This window comes from Ponticaulis koreensis DSM 19734 (assembly GCF_000420665.1).
Lineage (GTDB): Bacteria > Pseudomonadota > Alphaproteobacteria > Caulobacterales > Hyphomonadaceae > Ponticaulis > Ponticaulis koreensis.
Genome location: NZ_ATVJ01000001.1, coordinates 63,933 through 81,648 on the forward strand (window position 1 = coordinate 63,933; position 17,716 = coordinate 81,648).

The window sequence follows — 17,716 nt, forward strand, 5'->3', positions numbered from 1 at the left end:
CGCCCATGCTTTCGACGCTTTTCACCGTTCTGCCCGTCTTCGGGCTCATTCTGGCTGGCTGGGCGGCTCGCCGGTTTGGTGCGCTCGGCCCAACCGCGCTGCGCGAGATCAACCGGTTTGTCGTCTATCTGGCTTTGCCCGTTCTGATGTTTGATGTCATCGCAGGCGCTGGTCTTGAAGAGATCTGGCAGCCGGGTTTCATCCTTGCCTACTCGACCGGTTGTTTCGTGGTGTTCTTCATCACCCTCTTCATTCGCGTCTGGCAGAAGGTGAAGCTCGCCGATGCGGCCGTAGATGGCCTCAGCTCCAGCTATTCAAATACGGCCTATATGGGTTTTCCGCTCATGCTGGCCGTCTATGGACAGCCCGGCCTGATGCCAGCTGTGATTGCTTCGGTGATCACGATCACGGTGATCTTCTGTATCGGCCTGATCATTATCGAGAGCGCACTGCAGACAGAAGGCAGCCCACTCAAAATCGCGCGCGTCACGACCGTAAAACTGTTCACCAACCCTCTATTTATCGCGCCCGCGCTTGGCACAGTCTTCCTGCTCGCGGGGATTAGCGTTCCAGCCCCGGCTCAGTCTTTCATAGACCTGCTCGGCGCGGCCGCCTCACCCTGCGCGCTGGTCGCTATCGGTCTGTTCTTCGCTGACGCTGGCGCAAAGGAAGACGCCGCGCCAGTTCGCATTGTCGACATTACGTGGCTGACGGGCCTGAAGCTGTTTGCGCAGCCCCTCATCACATGGATCGTCGCCGGACCGATCCTGAACCTGCCACCTTTCCTGCTGCACTCGGCTGTTTTCATCGCGGCCATGCCAACAGGCACCGGTCCATTCATGCTGGCCGAATTCTATGAGCGAAACGCCCGCATTCCGGGACAGGTCGTACTGATCTCGACTGTGGTTTCGGTTGTGACGCTGACGCTTTATCTGCGCTTGTTTATGGGCGCCTAGGCTTTCGCGTCTTTACGAGCTTTAAACGCTGCCATTTGCTCTGGCGTCGCGTCTGGCTGAGACGCCTTCCACTCGGCATATGGCATGCCATGGGTATAGTCGCGGGCCTCATCCTTAGACATTTCGACACCGTTCTCAGCCGCAGCTTCGCGATACCAGTCCGCCAGACAATTCCGGCAGAAATCTGCTGTGATCATCAGATCAATATTCTGCACATCCGGATTGTCAGCGAGATGTTTCAGAAGCCTGCGAAAAGCTGCGGCTTCAATTTTGTCCTGCGTGATCTGGTCAGTCATGGCGTATCCTTTATCCGGCTTTCAGATATGGCGCTGAGACTTGCCCTGTCTAGTCTTCTTCCGGCGCCTGACCGACCATTTCCAGAAATGCTTCGAGAGTATCGGCAATCGGATAGACGGCATCTTCCGGTGCAGATTCCACCGCATCGACACCGACCACTTTCGCGGCTCCGCCGCCGGTAAAATCAAGCGCGATATAGTCTGACATGCCATCGCCGCCGATGGGCAGCAGGCCCGGAAACGCTTCAGAAAAGTCCGTCGCCGTGAGGTTTCCGATCACCGTATCAACCTCAAACATCACGAAGTCATAAGGCGCGACCGGTATCGGCCACTCGCCGCCATGAGAATACTTCAAAAGCGCTTTATAGTTGTCCGGCAATGGCGCATCGAGAAGCTCTTCCAGAGCAGTAATCTCCCCATCATCTACCGGTGGGTTTTGCGCATCGAAGGTATAAGTCATGTCCGCCCTTATGCTTTGCGTTTGAGGAATTTCAGGCCGGACCAGTCCGCATCCACTGCGCAGACTTTCACATCCACCCAGCCTGTCGGAAGAATAACCTCGCGCAGTTGGTCTTCGGTCAGATCAATGAACCGTTTGGACGACTTTTTTGGCCAGCTCACCCAGAGCATACCGCCGGACGCGACCTGCGACAGCGCGAGACCGAAGCCCGCATCAAGATCAGCGCGCGTCTCACAGAAGAGGTGCACCATCTCCGCAGGACCGGACGCGACCTCTTCCATGCCTTCTGCGCCGTCAATCAGATCGGCATAATGGGCAGGCTGATTAACCGGCAGCACACGCATGCCCGGCTTAATGCCGAGCTTCTGCCAGAGCGGCTTACCGGAATATCCAGCAGGCTGACTGATCAGGCGTCCTCCTCCATATCCATTTTGCGAGCATCGCGTTCGAGCATCTCACCCTGTTTTTTCTTCGCCATCAAGGCTCGCGCTTTTTCAAACTCCGGATCATTCCAGAAAATCATACAGCCATTGCAGCCGCGCCCGCAGCAGCCCTCAATACCAAGGCGGGCTGTTTTGAACTTCACATCCTTCTGGCCCGCCTCGCGCGATTCAACCAGTTTCGCGCGCTGTCGGGCATAAAGCCGGTCCACAGCCTCTGCATCAACACGGCCTTCCATCTCGATACGCATACCTGTTTTATCGAAGCGAATGCGATCCCATTGTTTCTGGGTGAGCGGCGTCTCCTTGCGCACAATCGTCATCGGTGGGATGCGCTCTTTCAGGCTTTCAATCACCTCCTGATCGAACAGGCTGAACGGGATGCGCACGCGGGTCTGCGGCCCGCCGGAAACCTTCTCCGTTATTGTGTCTTTGTCGGCATCCTCAAACTCATAGACGCGCAGAAGCACGGTTTCCGCCGTCGCATCCGGCGGCAGGAATTCGAGGACATCGCCCGCGATGATGCGGTTCTTCACCTGAAGGATAAACGCGTCCTCGCGCACCTCGGTGATCATGCCCGCAAACTCCCACTCGCCAATGGCCTGCGTGTCTTCATAGTTGTGGGAGTAATTACTCAGGCGGCCATGATGAAACGCCATGGTATAGCCGCGGTTAGCGACATTGCGCAGCTCGTCCATGTAAGGCTTCGGGTCCCAGCTCTCAGGGTCTGCATACCAGGCATCAATCGCCGCGCGATAAGTGCGCGCCACCAGAGCTACATAGTAAAGGCTCTTATTCCGCCCCTCGACCTTAAGACTATCGACGCCAATGCGCAGATAATCATCCAGCACCGGCATCATGCACATATCTTTCGAATTCAGAATGTAAGACCCGCGCTCGTCTTCCTCGATAGGCATTAGCTCACCCGGGCGCTGATCTTCTTCGAGCAGGAATTCAAACAGGTCTTTGTTCTCGTCCGTGATCGCCAGCTCATGCGTTTTACCGTCTTTCAGGCGTACATGAACCTTGTAATGCCAGCGACAGGAATTGGCACAATTGCCCTGATTGGCCCCGCGCTCTGCCATGAAGTTCGACAGCAGACACCGGCCTGAATACGTCATGCACATCGCGCCATGGATGAAGGCTTCGAGCTTGATGTCCGGGCATTTCTCACGGATTTCCGTCAGCTCCGGAAACGAGACTTCCCGCGCCATCACGCAGAGTTCTGCGCCTTGTTGCTCCCAGAACTTCACCGTCAGCCATGAGCAAACATTCGACTGCGTAGAGATATGCAGCGGAATGTGCGGCACAGCCTCTTTCATGAACTGGAACACACCCGGATCAGCGATAATCAGCCCATCCGGTGAAATCTCACGGATGGTCTCTGCATACTCGGCCAGCTTTGGCACGTCCTTATTGTGCGAGAACAAGTTGAGCGTGAGATAGACCCGCTTGCCATGGGCATGGGCAAACTCAATCCCCTCAACCACGTGTTCCAGCGTGAACTCGGCCTTCGTCCGGAGCGACATATCCGGCGTGCCCATATAGATGGCATCTGCCCCATACAGGACGGCCACTTTCAGCTTATCGAGATTGCCCGCAGGCATTAGGAGTTCAGAGCGTTTCATCATGGGCGCGCTCTTCTCAGGTCTTCTGCAGAAAATCAATATCCACAAATAAGATAAGGCTTATTAGCCCCTGCGACCCATCGCCCGATCAATGTGAGCGATCGCCGCAGCAACGCCGTTCTCGGCTCTGATTTTCGCGCCAATCTCAGCAGCACGGTTGCAGATCGCTTCGCTGGTCACAGCTTCAGAAATCGCGGCGGCGAGGTTTTCAGTAGTCAATTTCTTTTGCGGAATGCCTTTCGGTCCGGCGCCAATCTCGAACACTTTGTCGGCCCAGTAAGGCTGGTCGCCAACAAACGGCACGATGAGAGACGGTACACCTGCTTTCAGCCCTGCCGCTGTTGTGCCCGCGCCGCCGTGATGTACGACGCACGCCATACGCGGAAACAGCCAGTCATGCGGCGCGCTATCAATCTGAAACACCGTTTCAGGCAGGTCAGACGGTTTCAGCCCGCCCCAGCCTGTCGCCAGAATGCCGCGTTGGCCAGATGCTGCCAGCGCATTGATCGCAATCTCCGCCAATTTTTCAGGACGCTTACCTGATATCGACCCAAACCCGATATAAACCGGCGGCGGCCCAGCCCGTAGAAACTCTTCGAGCGCCTCATCCGGCTGCCAGTCTGACTGATGGTCCAGAAACCAATAGCCGGTGATGATGTCGCTTTCATTCCAGTCATGCGGGCGCTGAACAACTGACGGGCTCACACATGTCATGGTCGGCAAGCGCGTTCCGTCCGCCATGTGAAGTGCATCATAACGCTTCGCTTTTGGCAGGCCCTTATTCGCCCGCAGCTTCTTCATCGCGCCCTTGAGACCAAGCGCAGATGCTGCGCGCACGACATTATGTGTGAACCGGTTATAAGCAGCACCCAAGGGTAGTTTCGGGAAGCCGAGATGCGGCGCCTCACCAGTCGCAACCAACATAGGAAACGGTAGGGCCAGAATGGCGGGCGCGTTGAAAACCTCAGCGATAGCAGGCCCGGCAGCACCTTTTGGATGGAAGATCACCAGATCAGGCTGGACCTGCTGCCCTGCCTGCCAGCCCTGTTCCAACTGTTCTTCCAGCATCGGCCCGACACGTTTAGCCATCCGGACATACTGGCGCGCCATATCGAAGAAATTCGCCGTGTTCTCCAGCATGTCTTTCCCGTCGCGCGTGTCGAGAATAGCCAACAAGTCATCAGAGACAGGGCAGAAGCCGAGACCATTCTCTGTGACGAACGCCTCAAAGCGCGTGGAGGTGGCAATGTGCACCTCGTCGCCGCGCGCATTCAGGCCGCGCCCCAGCGCCACAAACGGCTGGACATCGCCTCGCGTGCCATAAGTGAGGATGAGAACTTTCATTGCGGATACGCATTTCCCCTGCTGCGAACCGCTGCAGCTTAACACAGGCTGGCCGGGGTAACATTAAATCTAGCCACGCGCTTCGCAGTGGTCCACGATGCACTGGAAACACTGACCGCCACGCATCAAGACGTGAGGCAGACCGAGGGAGAGACTTGATGAAATACGCCGTCGCCGCGCTTGGCGGTCTTATGCTTTCGACCACCGCAATCGCCGATCCAGTCCATGTTGGCCCGCACAATTTCGTCCGCGCGGAAACGGACCGGTATATGGGCGTCGTGATCGGCCGTGGCCAGCTGGGTAGCGTTCATCTCGGACGCCAGCCGACCGATCTGGAAAACCAGACGGTTATTCGTATGAACCTCGATACGCTGTATTCCTCCGGCGTGTTCGACATGGAAGCCGGCCCTGTCACCATCACCCTGCCCGATGCGCCGGACGGGCGTTATATCTCAGCCCAAGTGCTGACGCAGGACCATACGACAATTGATGTCTATCATGGTGGTAGCAACACCTTCACAGCCGAAGATATTGGTACGCGTTATGCCGCCGTAATCATCCGCGTCTTCGCCGACTCATTCGATCAGGACGATATTTCCATCGCTAACGGGCTGCAGGACCTGATCGAGATCAGTCAGCCTGCGCAGGGCGAATTTGTCGTTCCCGAATATGATCAGGCAAGCTTCGATGCGACCCGCATGGCGCTCTTACGTCTTGGAGCGCTGTCGCGAGGTAATTTCGGTATCCGCATGGGCACCGCCGAGGAAATCGATCCGGTCTCACACCTGATCGTTACTGCGGTCGGCTGGGGCTTGTTGCCAGAAGCAGAAGCCGATTATTTCACAGGCCGCCCAATGCCTGGCGATGAAAACAAGCCTCATGAGCTGATCCTCAATGATGTGCCAGTGGACGCTTTCTGGTCCGTCACCATGTACAATACGCGCGGCTTCATGGTGGAAAACGAGCTTGGCGTAAATGCGCTCAACAATGTGAACGCGACGCAAGGCGAGGATGGAAGTTACCGCATTCAGCTTGGTGGATGTGAGGCGGGCACGGTGAATTGCATTCCGACACCCGAAGGGTGGAACTATGTCATCCGCGCCTATCAGCCGGGCGAAGCGATCACCTCAGGTGAGTGGCAACCGCCCGCCCCGCAACCGATGGACTAGTCGTCCAGTTGGACGGTGGAGAGCGCTGTCTCTGGAACGGCGTCTCCGGCAATGACGATATCCGCCGCGTCATTGAGCGCGTCCAGATGTGCTTGCAGTGCATTATTTCGGAGCTCCGCAATAATGCCGTCACGCATCTCAGCCAATGAAGGCGGTGTCGTTTCACGCGTCTCATTCAGGCGGATCACATGCCAGCCGAATTGGGTCTGGACCGGACCTGAAACAGTCTCCGGGGTCATGCCCTCAACCGCCTCAGAGAATGGCTGGACCATGACGCCTGCCGCGAACCAGCCAAGATTACCGCCATTAGGGCCGGTCGGACCGGTAGAAAATTCCTGCGCCAGTTCCGCGAAATCAGCACCGGCATTCAGCTGCTCGACCAGCGACTCAGCCTCTTCACGTGTTTCCACGAGGATATGGGACGCGTTGTATTCTGTCTGCCCGTCAAAGCTCGCCACGACCTGAGCATAAGCCGCCTGAACGGCATCTTCAGTGACCGCTTCATCAAGCATGTCGGAAATGACGATTCCCGCAAGCGTGCCACGTCGGTCATTCTCGATCGTCAGACGTACGCGCTGGCCTTCGTCTTTGCCCAGACGGGCCGCTTCGTCGGCCAGAAGCTGCTGATCGACCAGCTGGTTCAGAATGCCCGAATACAATTGCGCGTCCGGCAGGCGTGCATACTCGGCGGGCAGCGCATCGCGATAGGCGATCATATGGCCGATTGTGATCTCCGTTCCGTTCACTGTGGCAACGACCGTATCAGCATCATAGCTCGCAGCATCCTGCGCGGCGGCGGGGAACGCTGAGAGCGCCAGCGCGGCTGTTCCGAAAAGAAGTGACGTAAAACGCATAGATAATCCTCTGGTGCGATGCACCTTTAGTTCGTGACTGTTGGGCGAGACATGACATAGCCCGAAGGGGCATCGCAACATGGCTGCGCAGGAATTCCGCAGTGACCGGCTAGTCTTCGCCGCGCGCCAGAGCCTGATCGCGCGCCACCGCCGCAGCGATGGCTTTGGTCGCGAGCTGGATAAAGCCTTTGTGATCATCCATGAAGACCTCCAGCGCAGCAGCAGTCACGCCCTTTGGAGATGTAACGCCTTCACGTAATGCACCGGCATCTTCATCAGAGCCGGCGAGCAAAGCGCCGGAACCAATGACGCCGCGACGTGCCAGCCGCATGGCAAGCTCAGACTCCAGACCGTTCGCGACACCCGCAGCGGCGAGTGCCTCCACAAGATGAAACACATAGGCGGGGCCAGAGCCTGAAATTGTCATCGCGACCTGAAGCGTTTCTTCGGCCATCGGCCCTTCTACCCAACCGAGTGGAGAAAGAAGCGCTCGAACCTGCTCCAGCTCTGCCTCGCTGACACTGGCATCACAGGACAGGAGCGTAACGCCCTGCCCGACAGCCCCCGGCGTGCTTGGCAAGGCCCGCACAATGCGCCGCGTGCCCAGCGCCTCAGCCAGCCGGTCGACAGACCAAGCCGCCATGACGGAGATTACCAGCGTGCTCTCGTCACAAAGCGGGCGGGCCTCATCCAGAATATTGCCGAACACCTGAGGCTTCACCGCAATGACCAGAATATCAGCCGGTTTGCGTTCAGGGTTCAGCACCACCTCGCCCTGCTCCACCCATTGGGAGACAAGCGGCGTCGGGCGCGGCGCATAGACAGAGATTTTCGGTTTGTCGGCGGCCTTCAGCCAACCGGCGGCCATAGCAGAACCCATCCGCCCACAGCCAAGAAGTGCAATTCGTTGAGACATGGCGGGACGCTATGCCGGGTTGCCCGCCGGATCAATTGCAAACGCCGCTCAGACCGCGTGCTGTTTGTTCTGGTAGTAGATCGCCGTCTCGACAATGGCGACAGTTGCCGCATGAGAAATAAGACCAACCGTCCACCAGAGTGTTGGCCATTTCATCACCCACCAGCCTGAGCCAATACTGATAGCAGCAAACACAGCCATGCCGAGAACCCAGCTTGCCAGGTGGATAAAGAAAGACATGCGAATGGCATCGCTGGCTTTCGAGTTCTTAGCTTTAATAATCGCAGCCGCTTCGGCTTCGGGATCGACGTACAGAGCCGTGACATCAACCTGAAACGCGCTCGCCAGAGCTTTAAGAGAGTCAGCAGATGCCTGCTGGCCATTCTCGATACGCTGCAAAGTACGAAGGCCCACACCAGCCATATCGGCGAGGTGTTCCTGAGACCAGTGACGCTCCTCGCGCCAGCGTTTGATCTTTGCGGTATCAGCTTTGTAAGTCATGATGTGCTCCTGAGAAAATTCGATAACAGAGTTTCCTCAAAAAGCCCAAGCCCCCGTAATTACGCCACGCCAGCCCCCCGCCACCATGCCGCCACGGGTCCGCCAGAGCGGTTCGGGCGGAGACGGACTGCCACTCAATCAGGTCTGCACCGGGCGATGTTCGCTCAACCACTCATCCATGCGCGAAGCAAGCTCAAGATATCCTGATGCTCCGGTTTGGGTAACAACTTCGGACAATCCAGCTGTCGGAGCGAATAACGTGCGTAGCCTCACAAAGTCCGCCAAACCTCCCTGCGCATCCTCAAAATGTTTCAACAGATCAGCTAGCAAGGCCTCATGGGACTCCCAATTGCTATAGATATCAGCCGTATTCACATTGGCAGGGTCGCACGCCCATCGATGTGTATCGGCCAATATAGAAGATAGCTCATTTCTCACTGAGTACCCCGCACAAGTGATCCCACAGAGCTGTACCTTAACACATGAGACATGCAGCCGAACGCAAGTTTAGCTCGCCCTATGACGACCGGGGGTATGACCTGCCGGGAAACCATAGTCTTCACAACTCAGTTCAGAGGGTGGACGAAGCTCGTATTTTTGAACAGAACGACATCCAAAATCCAACGTTAAAGATCACCATAGCCATGAACCTTCGCACTTTCAGACTCCAGCTCACCGCCGCCATTTCTGTCGTTGCAGCGTCATTCCTGCCTGCAAATGGTCAGGAATCCGCTGAGCTTCATTCTGCGGTCTCCGAACTTGCAGAGGAGAACGGCTTTAACGGTGTCATTCTCGTCGCGGAGGCTGGAAGCACGCTCGATACGCAAGTCTTCGGCTACACCGATCTCGACGCGCACACACCCATCACGGCAGACACCAGCTTCGCCGTTGCGTCGCTCTCCAAAAGTATAACGGCTACGCTCACCCTTCAGCTCGCCGAAGCTGAACAGCTTTCTCTGGACGACACTGTCAGCGACCACCTGTCCTTCGTCACACATGACTGGGCATCTCAGATCACCATCCGTCAACTCCTCCAGAACCGGTCAGGCCTCGGCCACACGACCGACATTCCAGGCTGGTTTGAGCCGGAATGGAAGTCCGCCCAGACGCCAGAAAGCTTTCTCGAAGCCGCTCTGGACCTGCCTCTCAAATCAACACCCGGCACGGAGTATTACTATTCCAATATCGGGTATTATCTCCTCGGGCTCATCATCGATGAAGCAAGCGGCGCATCCTACGAAACCGCCCTCAGCGAGATGATCCTGACGCCGCTTGGCATGGAGGCAACCGGGCAGATTTACGACAGTCCGGCACCGGCCAATCACGCGCTCAACTATTTGCAGGACGGCGATGATCTTATTCAGATCACCCTGAGCAACACCTGGATGTTCCGCGGCGGAGCGTCGCTTTATGCCAACGCGGACGACCTTCTGGCCTGGTCTCATGCCCTGCAGAGCGGCGAGCTGATATCAGAAGACAGCATGGCGCTCCTGTTCGATCCGGACACACCCATGGCGTGGAATATCGGCGAAGCACCGCTGGCTGAAGGTGCGCCACCAACGCCAGTCCGGACTTACAACGGCGACATGGCTGGTTATACGAGCATAGTGTCCTATTTCCCGGAGCATGATCTTACTATCATTTTGCTCAGCAACACTGGGCCGGGATACCGAACGTTACTCGGCATGACGCTGGAGATTGCGGGCGCTGCAACCAACTAAACAGGCCACTGTTTATAGCAGGCGCAAAAGCCCACCCTATATTCTCCTAAGCACTGAACTCACCTCTGCGAAGGAAGGTCCGCTTATGACCGCGACACACACTGGTCCGCATTTCTACGAACCTAAAAACGGCCACGGTCTGCCGCATGACCCGTTCAATGCGATTGTCGGCCCCCGCCCTATCGGCTGGATCGGCTCGGTAAGCGCCAGCGGCGTACCAAACCTTGCGCCATACAGCTTCTTCAACGCCTTCAACTACACCCCGCCCATTATCGGTTTTGCGAGCGTCGCCAGCAAGAAGGACAGCTTCAACAATATCGAAGAGACTGGCGAGTTCACATGGAACCTCGTCACCCGCGAGCTTGCCGAGGCCATGAATGAAAGCTGCGCACCGATTAGTCCTGAAGAGAACGAGTTTGAGCGCGCAAAGCTGGAACAGGGCGCGTCCCGCGTGATCAAAGCGCCGCGCGTCGCCGCGAGCCCCGTCTCATTCGAATGCAAGCTGACCCAGATTGTCCAGCTCACCAATCATGAGGGCAAAGAGGTGCCAAGCTGGGTCGTGTTCGGTGAAGTCGTCGGCGTACATATTGCCGAGGGCGTTCTTGAGAACGGGATTTATGACCCTGCCCGCATACGCACCGTGCTACGTGCAGGTGGCCCCGCCAGCTATTACGAGATTACACCAGACAACCGTTTCGAAATGTTCCGACCGAAAACATAATTTTGCTCGGTGCTGTTGCTTCCCCGGATAAGGTCCGGGAGCACGCACCAGCGCCTTCGCCTTGCTCGTGAGTTCCCCCGAACTAAAGCCGGTACAGCCTTGAGCGCGCTCATCCCTGCGCAGGCAGGGATCTCGTTTAGCAGGCAAAGTCCAGATTCCCGCCTTCGCGGGAATGAGCGAACAGCAGATGCGCGTTTGCCGCCACAGAGCATAGCTCCGCCGCGCACGGGAAATGGTGGAATTTTTCGTTGAATGGGGCGCGGTCAGGCCGCGGCGGAAAACTTCAGCTGGCCGCGCGCAGGCGGTGGCCATGGATTGATGACCGCCTCATAGAAACTGGATGACGCGTTCAGTGCGTCCACGTCGGGCGACACGTACCGTGAAGGCGCGCGCGTTTCCGGGAAGATATAGGCCAGAGCGCAGACAATCACGCGGGCAAGCAGGCTCGCCATGTCTTCCGCGCGTTCAAAGGTTTCGATTGTGGTTTGAAGACGGCCGATCAGTTCGGCGGGCGTGACCGGATCACAGTTCTGAGCGCGCTCTATGCGTGCCGAAGGCAGGTTGGTGAGAACACACAGGAATGTCCGGCGCGCGCATGGCGTTGGCGGCAAAGGTAAAACCGCACGCTTTCAACTGCTCTGCGGCGCGCATACGGATGAACTGGCTGACCAGCGCCTCAGCGGAGTGGGCCATTGCAGCAATGTCTTTTGGGACGGCCGCCTCGCCCGCCGCATGGAGGCGAACCAGATACGCCAGAAGCCGGGCCAGAAACAGGCCGATCACACGACGCGGGTCGTGCGAGGACAGGTTTGTGAAAGAGGCGGGCGCAGAATACATGCCCCGAGTATAGGTTGGCGTGCGCGGCGTGGGATTAGTTTCCCGCCTTCGCGGGAATGAGCGAACGAATTTGAGAAGACAACAGCGTCGTCAATCCGCACCGACCAGAACACCAAGAACCGCCTCAGCGACTTCCGGACCTGAAACGTGCGTTCCATTGCACATCGCAAAAACGCTCAGACCGCGTTCCGGTACCCGCATATGCATTGTAGAAAAGGCGACCCAGCCGCCTGAGTGCATTTGAAACGTCGTGCCATATCGCTCGCCAACGAACATGCCATAGGCATAAGTGGCACCTGGATTATCTTCGGAAATGGGCGCGCCGGGATATGGCGCCAGCATAACCTCAGCGATGCCTTCTGGCAGTGCGTTTTGCGTCAGCGCATTGTCCCAGAGACGCATATCGTTCAGCGTCGTGTAGACGCCGCCATCACCCACCCAGTCGAGATTGGTATCAAAGGTTTCGAAACCACCCTCTTCCAGGGCGAGATATCCTGATGCCCGGTGTGGGATGATCTGGTTCACATCATCATTAAAGAGCGTATCGCCCATGCCGAGCGGCGTGAAGAATTCAGCCTGCGCATACTCTGCAAGCGTCTGCCCCGATACGCGCTCAACCAGCTGGCTCAGAAGGAAATATGCAAGGTTTGAGTATCGCCATTGCGTGCCCGGCTCATGGTCCAGCGGGTGCTCGGCGACTGCAGCGTAAAATTCTTCGATCGTCCAGTAATCTTCGTTCCCGAAGCGGAAAGACTCTCCCGGTCGCACTTCAAACCGATCATCATAATCGCCCATGCCAGACATATGATGCACCATCTGCTCAACGGTAACCTCATGGCCGTAATCCATCAGCTCCGGCAGGTAGGTATGAATGTCAGCCGACAGATCAATCTGCCCACGCGCATCCAGCAGAGCTATCGCCGCCGCGGTGAACTGCTTGGAGACAGAGCCCATCCGAAACACGCTATCTGGCGTGATCGGCATGCTGTATTCCATATTGGCGAGGCCATAACCCTGCGCGAAAACGAACTCGCCGCCGCGGGTGGCGCCCGCCACACAACCCGGCGTATCGTCGCTCACTACACCGACGAAGACATCATCCAGCGCCGCCTCGAAGGCGGCAGCGTGAGGGGCATTGTCTGCCGCCTGCCCTGTTGCCGCGTTCGAACAGCTCGCCAGACAAACGCCCGCTACGAGCGCTGATATCCATTTATGATGCACTGATGTTTCCCACCCGTTCAGACCACAGACCCTGAACACCAAACGCGAAACTCACCCGGCCTGCAACCATACCCCCGCGTCAGACGCGGTAATAATTTGTCCGGACAGCGTTTTGCAGAGTTCGGTCCGGGCTTTTGCGCAAGCAAACATCCAGGCATGGATGCCCGCCTTCGCGTGAATGAGCGGAGCGCGTGAAGTGGTTAAACTGGGTCCCGGGTCTTCGCCCGGGATGACAAATAGGGCTGTCCTTATGACGTTTCGTCTGGCGCACTTCGTTCCTCGAAACGCCCTACTTACTGAGTGTGATTGAGAGCGGAGCAGCCTTGAACCTGCATCACGTGAGCGAAGCGATACAAAGGCAAACAAGAATGACGGGCGAACAATCAATTGATTTAGAAGTTGATCATACCCCAAAGTCGCCCCAAGGTAGCAATCCTCTTTTGCACAGCGATTTACCAAGTGCCGGACAAATTTTATTGGGAGAAGGCTTTGACTGTAACTGTTTCACTCATCAACATGAAAGGCGGAGTGGGCAAAACCACGCTCGCGTTTAATCTGGCGTGGTACGCAGCGTGGCAGGCAAACTTACGCGTGCTGGCGGTCGATCTGGACCCCCAATCTAATTTAAGCCAGTATTTCATGGGGGCAGAGAAGTATGTAGAGCACCTAAAGGCCAGCAGACCAACCGTGGTAGAGGTATTCGAACAATTTTCTGCTCCGAACCTTAGTGGCGGCTCAGCAAAGCCGCTGATTGCAGAAAACATTGTCCATCACCTTCATGCATGGGATGATGACAGCTTACTTGATCTCGTACCTGCAAGACTGGAGCTCGCTTGGACGCTCAAAAACCCTACTGAAAAAGCTCAACTTCTCCCGCAGTTTTTATCCAAAATTTCTCACAAGTACGACTTAATTTTAATAGACTGCCCGCCAACGGAATCAATCTTAACTACGGCCGCTTACCGTTCGAGCCGTTTCGTTACGGTACCAGTGCGACCAGAGTTTCTCGCAACAATCGGTTTACCTCTATTGGCACGTTCACTCGATGAGTTTAGACTTATGCATCAGGATCAGACACTGGAGATGGCAGGAATAATCTTCAATGGGCTACGGCGCAGTAATACGCCGCCTGAACAAACCCAGTCCCTTGCAGACGTTGAAAGTTTAGCGAGCAAACATGGATGGCCGGTTTTTAACGAAATAGCGCATCATTCTGATTCTTACCCTTCGGGTTCGCGTCAAGGTGATCCCATTTTCAGAACAGATTATGCAAGAGACTATGTGAAAGATGAATTTAGCGAAGTCGCTGAGAGATTTTTGAACACTGTGGGCGCAAAATGAGAAAGAAATCACGTATATTAGCTCTTCAGATTGCAGCAATGCTAGAAGAAAATTCAACCAGTGACATTTACGAGGCGGTTGAAATACTCGAGGAATGCGGACACCAGTCCGCACTCCTCAAATTTCTGTCTAAGTCGTCAGGACGACGTAAGCTCACCGAAAAGTCGATCACATCATCTACCCGACGACAAGATAAACCAATTGAACAGATAACTTCTCAAGCAGTACTTTTGCTTGAGAAATCAGAGCCAGAAAAACACAAGATACTGTTAAACTTCGACAAACTCGTAAGAAATGGAGATGTCTTAGCTACGAACGACGCACTGAAACGCTTCGGTGAAAAAATCAGCAAGGAATTCAATCCCAGGTCATCTAAAAAAGATAACATAAGCGCCGTGATGAAGTTGCTTGCACCAATGAAACAAGAAGAGATTGAGCTCCATGTAAAGAGAGCATTAGAGGATGCGCAAAAACGTGACGGTGATGAATTTTTAAACCTCGCAAGTTTTTTGATGAACAAGCCCTAAGGTTGATCTGGCAGCGAGCAGTAAGCTCGAACATTTATGTTAACCCCTACCTCACCCCTCATTCGGGTCGTAGTTGAGGATCGGACCCAGCCATTTTTCAGCCTTGTGCAGGTCCCAGCCGTTACGGGCGGCATAGTCTGCCACCTGATCGCGCTCGATCCGGCCAACGGCAAAATAGACGCTTTCCGGATGTGATAGATAAAGGCCGGAGACGGAGGCTGGCGGGGTCATGGCAAAGCTGGTCGTCAGCTCTGTGCCAATGCGGTTGGTTGCGTCCAGAAGGCGGAAGATCGTCTCTTTTTCTGTGTGATCCGGCTGGCACGGATAGCCAGGCGCCGGGCGGATGCCGGAATAGGCTTCCTTGATCAGCTCCTGATTGGTGAAGGCTTCATCGCTTGCATAGCCCCAATACTCTTTACGCACACGCTCGTGCAGGCATTCGGCAGCCGCTTCGGCAAACCGGTCGGCCAGAGACTTGATGAGGATGGAGGAATAATCATCGCCTGCCTCTTCAAAGCGTTTGGCGTGTTCCGCCTCACCAAAGACAGACACAGCAAACGCGCCGACATGGTCGCCGCCATTCGGGGAGACATAATCGGCCAGCGCGAAGTTCGGCTTCTGGTTATCTTTCACCATTTGCTGGCGCAGTGTGTAGAGCGTCTCACCATTGTCGAGCGCAATGTCGTCGCCGACAGACTTTGCCGGCCAGAAGCCGCAAACACCTTTCGCGGTGAGCCAGCCCTCGCCCAGAATTTGCTGCAGCATGGCTTGCGCATCATTCCAGAGGCTGGTTGCCGCCTCGCCGACCACTTTGTCCTCAAGGATCATCGGGTAGCGACCGGCCAGTGACCAGCTGGCGAAGAATGGCGTCCAATCGATATAGCGTTTGAGATCGCCCATATCGAATTCGACCTCTTTGACACCGGTAAAGCTCGGCGCTGGCGGCGTGTAGGCCGCCCAGTCGATCGGCACGTGCTTTTCGCGCGCTTCAGCGATAGGCAGGCGCGGCTTAGGCGGGCCACCGGCGCGGCTTTCGCGGATGCGGTCATATTTAGCGCGCGCGGTTTCCCAGTAATGGGCTTTATCTTCACCAAGCAGCGCCGACACTGTGCCGACTGCGCGGGAGGCGTCCGTCACATGGATAACCGGCTGGCGTTTGAAGGCTGGTTCGATCTTGATCGCCGTGTGCGCCGGAGACGTGGTCGCGCCGCCAATCAACAGCGGAATATCCATGCCGCGACGTTCCATCTCGGACGCCACAACGACCATTTCATCAAGGCTCGGCGTGATCAGACCGGAGAGGCCGACCATATCCGCGCCCTCTTTCTCGGCCGTATCGAGAATGGTTTCGACAGGCACCATAACGCCAAGGTCGATGATCTCATAGCCGTTACAGGCGAGCACCACGCCGACAATGTTCTTACCGATATCGTGTACGTCGCCCTTCACCGTGGCGAGGACGACCTTGCCGTTGGACTGGCCTTCCGTGCCCATCAGGCGCTTTTCTTCTTCCATGAACGGAATGAGGTGCGCGACGGCAGCCTTCATCACGCGGGCAGACTTTACCACCTGTGGCAGGAACATCTTACCCGCGCCGAACAGGTCCCCCACCACATTCATGCCATCCATGAGCGGGCCTTCAATGACGTGGAGCGGGCGCGCAACCGACTGGCGGGCTTCTTCGGTATCGTCGACGATGAATTCTGTAATGCCGTGGACGAGCGCATGCTTGAGACGCTCTTTCACCGGCTTTTCACGCCAGGCGAGGTCCTTCTCAATCGTCTTGCCTTTCTGGCCGCGATACTCGTCTGCGATTTCCAGAAGGCGCTCGGTAGCATCAGAGCGGCGATTGAGGATGACATCCTCGACGCGCTCGCGAAGCTTCGGGGCAATCTCGTCATAAATGTCGAGCTGGCCCGCATTCACAATGCCCATATTCATGCCCGCCGGAATGGCGTGATAGAGGAAGACAGAGTGCATAGCGCGACGCACAGGCTCGTTGCCGCGGAATGAGAAGCTCACATTCGAGAGGCCGCCGGAGATATGACAGCCCGGGCATGTCTCACGAATGCGGCGCGCGGCATTGATGAAGTCCACCGCGTAATTGTCATGTTCTTCAATACCAGTCGCGACAGCGAAAATGTTCGGATCGAAGATGATGTCTTCAGCAGGGAAGCCGACCGTCTCTGTAAGGATTTTGAACGCGCGCTGGCAGATCTCGACCTTGCGTTCTTCTGTGTCGGCCTGCCCGTTCTCGTCAAACGCCATGACGACGACAGCCGCACCATAAGCGAGGCACTTGCGGGCATGGTCGAGGAATTGCGCTTCGCCTTCTTTCAGCGAGATGGAGTTCACCACCGCCTTGCCCTGCACGCATTTCAGGCCGACCTCGATGACATCCCATTTGGAGCTGTCGATCATCACCGGCACGCGGGCAATATCTGGCTCGGATGCGATGAGGTTCAGGAAGGTGACCATCGCCTTCTCGGAGTCGAGCAGGCCCGCATCCATATTGATGTCGATGATCTGAGCGCCATTCTCCACCTGCTCGCGCGCAATATCGAGCGCGGTCGCGTAATCATCTTTCTCGATGAGCTTCCGGAATTTAGCAGAGCCCGTGACGTTTGTACGTTCACCGACATTGACGAAGCTGGCAGATTGTTTGGTCATATAAACCTTGGCGCATATGTTTGGGTTGGCCCTCTCATAGAGGGTAACACGCCTATTACAAAGCCCGCAGTGACACTTTCTTCCTGAAAGGTGGAAACAGAGAATCTCAACGCT

General features: G+C 56.3%; 17 protein-coding genes and 1 pseudogene. 6 read left to right on the forward strand and 12 right to left on the reverse strand.

Annotation, left to right across the window (positions count from 1 at the left end; translation table 11 throughout):
• The first annotated feature begins 5 nt into the window (after window positions 1-5).
• Window positions 6-956 carry an AEC family transporter gene (locus tag G523_RS0100350; protein WP_027441319.1) on the forward strand — a complete coding sequence of 317 codons (951 nt, stop codon included), beginning with the start codon at window positions 6-8 and terminating at the stop codon, window positions 954-956.
• On the opposite strand, the gene G523_RS0100355 is transcribed toward G523_RS0100350, so the two are convergent.
• The 5 genes from G523_RS0100355 to G523_RS0100375 all read right to left on the reverse strand — a co-directional run bounded on the left by G523_RS0100355 (window position 953) and on the right by G523_RS0100375 (window position 5,124).
• Window positions 953-1,252 (reverse strand): DUF1244 domain-containing protein, encoded by a 300-nt coding sequence (locus tag G523_RS0100355; protein ID WP_022693021.1) that lies wholly within the window; start codon window positions 1,250-1,252, stop codon window positions 953-955. The genes G523_RS0100350 and G523_RS0100355 overlap by 4 nt on opposite strands.
• Window positions 1,253-1,301: 49 nt before the next feature.
• On the reverse strand, window positions 1,302-1,712 hold the full coding sequence (locus G523_RS0100360; protein ID WP_022693022.1) for an SMI1/KNR4 family protein: 411 nt from the start codon (window positions 1,710-1,712) through the stop codon (window positions 1,302-1,304).
• Between the two features lie 8 nt (window positions 1,713-1,720).
• A complete protein-coding gene (locus G523_RS0100365) occupies window positions 1,721-2,056 on the reverse strand; it encodes a hypothetical protein (RefSeq protein ID WP_022693023.1) in 336 nt (111 codons plus the stop codon).
• Between the two features lie 62 nt (window positions 2,057-2,118).
• The gene (locus G523_RS0100370) at window positions 2,119-3,780 is read right to left on the reverse strand and encodes a U32 family peptidase C-terminal domain-containing protein (protein WP_027441321.1); all 1,662 of its coding nucleotides are present in this window, start codon (window positions 3,778-3,780) and stop codon (window positions 2,119-2,121) included.
• A 63-nt stretch (window positions 3,781-3,843) separates the two neighbouring features.
• Window positions 3,844-5,124: a glycosyltransferase gene (locus G523_RS0100375; protein WP_022693025.1), complete on the reverse strand. Its 1,281-nt coding sequence runs from the start codon at window positions 5,122-5,124 to the stop codon at window positions 3,844-3,846.
• Between the two features lie 158 nt (window positions 5,125-5,282).
• Between G523_RS0100375 and G523_RS0100380 the strand changes: the two genes are divergently transcribed.
• Window positions 5,283-6,293: a DUF1214 domain-containing protein gene (locus G523_RS0100380; protein ID WP_022693026.1), complete on the forward strand. Its 1,011-nt coding sequence runs from the start codon at window positions 5,283-5,285 to the stop codon at window positions 6,291-6,293.
• On the opposite strand, the gene G523_RS0100385 is transcribed toward G523_RS0100380, so the two are convergent.
• The 3 genes from G523_RS0100385 to G523_RS0100395 form a co-directional block, all read right to left on the reverse strand.
• Window positions 6,290-7,147: a peptidylprolyl isomerase gene (locus G523_RS0100385; protein WP_022693027.1), complete on the reverse strand. Its 858-nt coding sequence runs from the start codon at window positions 7,145-7,147 to the stop codon at window positions 6,290-6,292. The genes G523_RS0100380 and G523_RS0100385 overlap by 4 nt on opposite strands.
• Window positions 7,148-7,256: 109 nt before the next feature.
• A complete protein-coding gene (gene proC, locus G523_RS0100390) occupies window positions 7,257-8,063 on the reverse strand; it encodes a pyrroline-5-carboxylate reductase (protein ID WP_033232235.1) in 807 nt (268 codons plus the stop codon).
• A 48-nt stretch (window positions 8,064-8,111) separates the two neighbouring features.
• On the reverse strand, window positions 8,112-8,564 hold the full coding sequence (locus G523_RS0100395) for an XRE family transcriptional regulator (RefSeq protein ID WP_022693029.1): 453 nt from the start codon (window positions 8,562-8,564) through the stop codon (window positions 8,112-8,114).
• Between the two features lie 644 nt (window positions 8,565-9,208).
• Between G523_RS0100395 and G523_RS0100405 the strand changes: the two genes are divergently transcribed.
• Together G523_RS0100405 and G523_RS0100410 are read left to right on the forward strand one after the other, a co-directional pair.
• Window positions 9,209-10,285 (forward strand): serine hydrolase domain-containing protein, encoded by a 1,077-nt coding sequence (locus G523_RS0100405; protein WP_162141007.1) that lies wholly within the window; start codon window positions 9,209-9,211, stop codon window positions 10,283-10,285.
• 85 nt (window positions 10,286-10,370) lie between these two features.
• Window positions 10,371-11,006 (forward strand): flavin reductase family protein, encoded by a 636-nt coding sequence (locus tag G523_RS0100410; protein WP_022693032.1) that lies wholly within the window; start codon window positions 10,371-10,373, stop codon window positions 11,004-11,006.
• 263 nt (window positions 11,007-11,269) lie between these two features.
• On the opposite strand, the gene G523_RS21085 is transcribed toward G523_RS0100410, so the two are convergent.
• The 3 genes from G523_RS21085 to G523_RS19935 all read right to left on the reverse strand — a co-directional run bounded on the left by G523_RS21085 (window position 11,270) and on the right by G523_RS19935 (window position 13,064).
• Window positions 11,270-11,617 (reverse strand): hypothetical protein, encoded by a 348-nt coding sequence (locus G523_RS21085; protein WP_162141008.1) that lies wholly within the window; start codon window positions 11,615-11,617, stop codon window positions 11,270-11,272.
• Window positions 11,529-11,843 (reverse strand): hypothetical protein, encoded by a 315-nt coding sequence (locus G523_RS0100420; RefSeq protein WP_022693034.1) that lies wholly within the window; start codon window positions 11,841-11,843, stop codon window positions 11,529-11,531. The genes G523_RS21085 and G523_RS0100420 overlap by 89 nt, the downstream gene beginning before the upstream one ends.
• 90 nt (window positions 11,844-11,933) lie before the next feature.
• On the reverse strand, window positions 11,934-13,064 hold the full coding sequence (locus G523_RS19935) for a serine hydrolase domain-containing protein (RefSeq protein ID WP_022693035.1): 1,131 nt from the start codon (window positions 13,062-13,064) through the stop codon (window positions 11,934-11,936).
• A 489-nt stretch (window positions 13,065-13,553) separates the two neighbouring features.
• Between G523_RS19935 and G523_RS0100430 the strand changes: the two genes are divergently transcribed.
• Together G523_RS0100430 and G523_RS0100435 are read left to right on the forward strand one after the other, a co-directional pair.
• Window positions 13,554-14,405, forward strand: coding sequence for a ParA family protein (locus G523_RS0100430; RefSeq protein ID WP_027441323.1), 852 nt, complete (start codon window positions 13,554-13,556; stop codon window positions 14,403-14,405).
• Window positions 14,402-14,932, forward strand: a complete 531-nt coding sequence (locus tag G523_RS0100435) for a hypothetical protein (protein WP_022693037.1) — start codon at window positions 14,402-14,404, stop codon at window positions 14,930-14,932. The genes G523_RS0100430 and G523_RS0100435 overlap by 4 nt, the downstream gene beginning before the upstream one ends.
• A 51-nt stretch (window positions 14,933-14,983) precedes the next feature.
• Here the strand turns inward: G523_RS0100435 and metH are convergent.
• Window positions 14,984-17,602: pseudogene (metH, locus tag G523_RS17260) on the reverse strand (methionine synthase); the annotation flags it as partial.
• Between the last annotated feature and the right edge of the window lie 114 nt (window positions 17,603-17,716).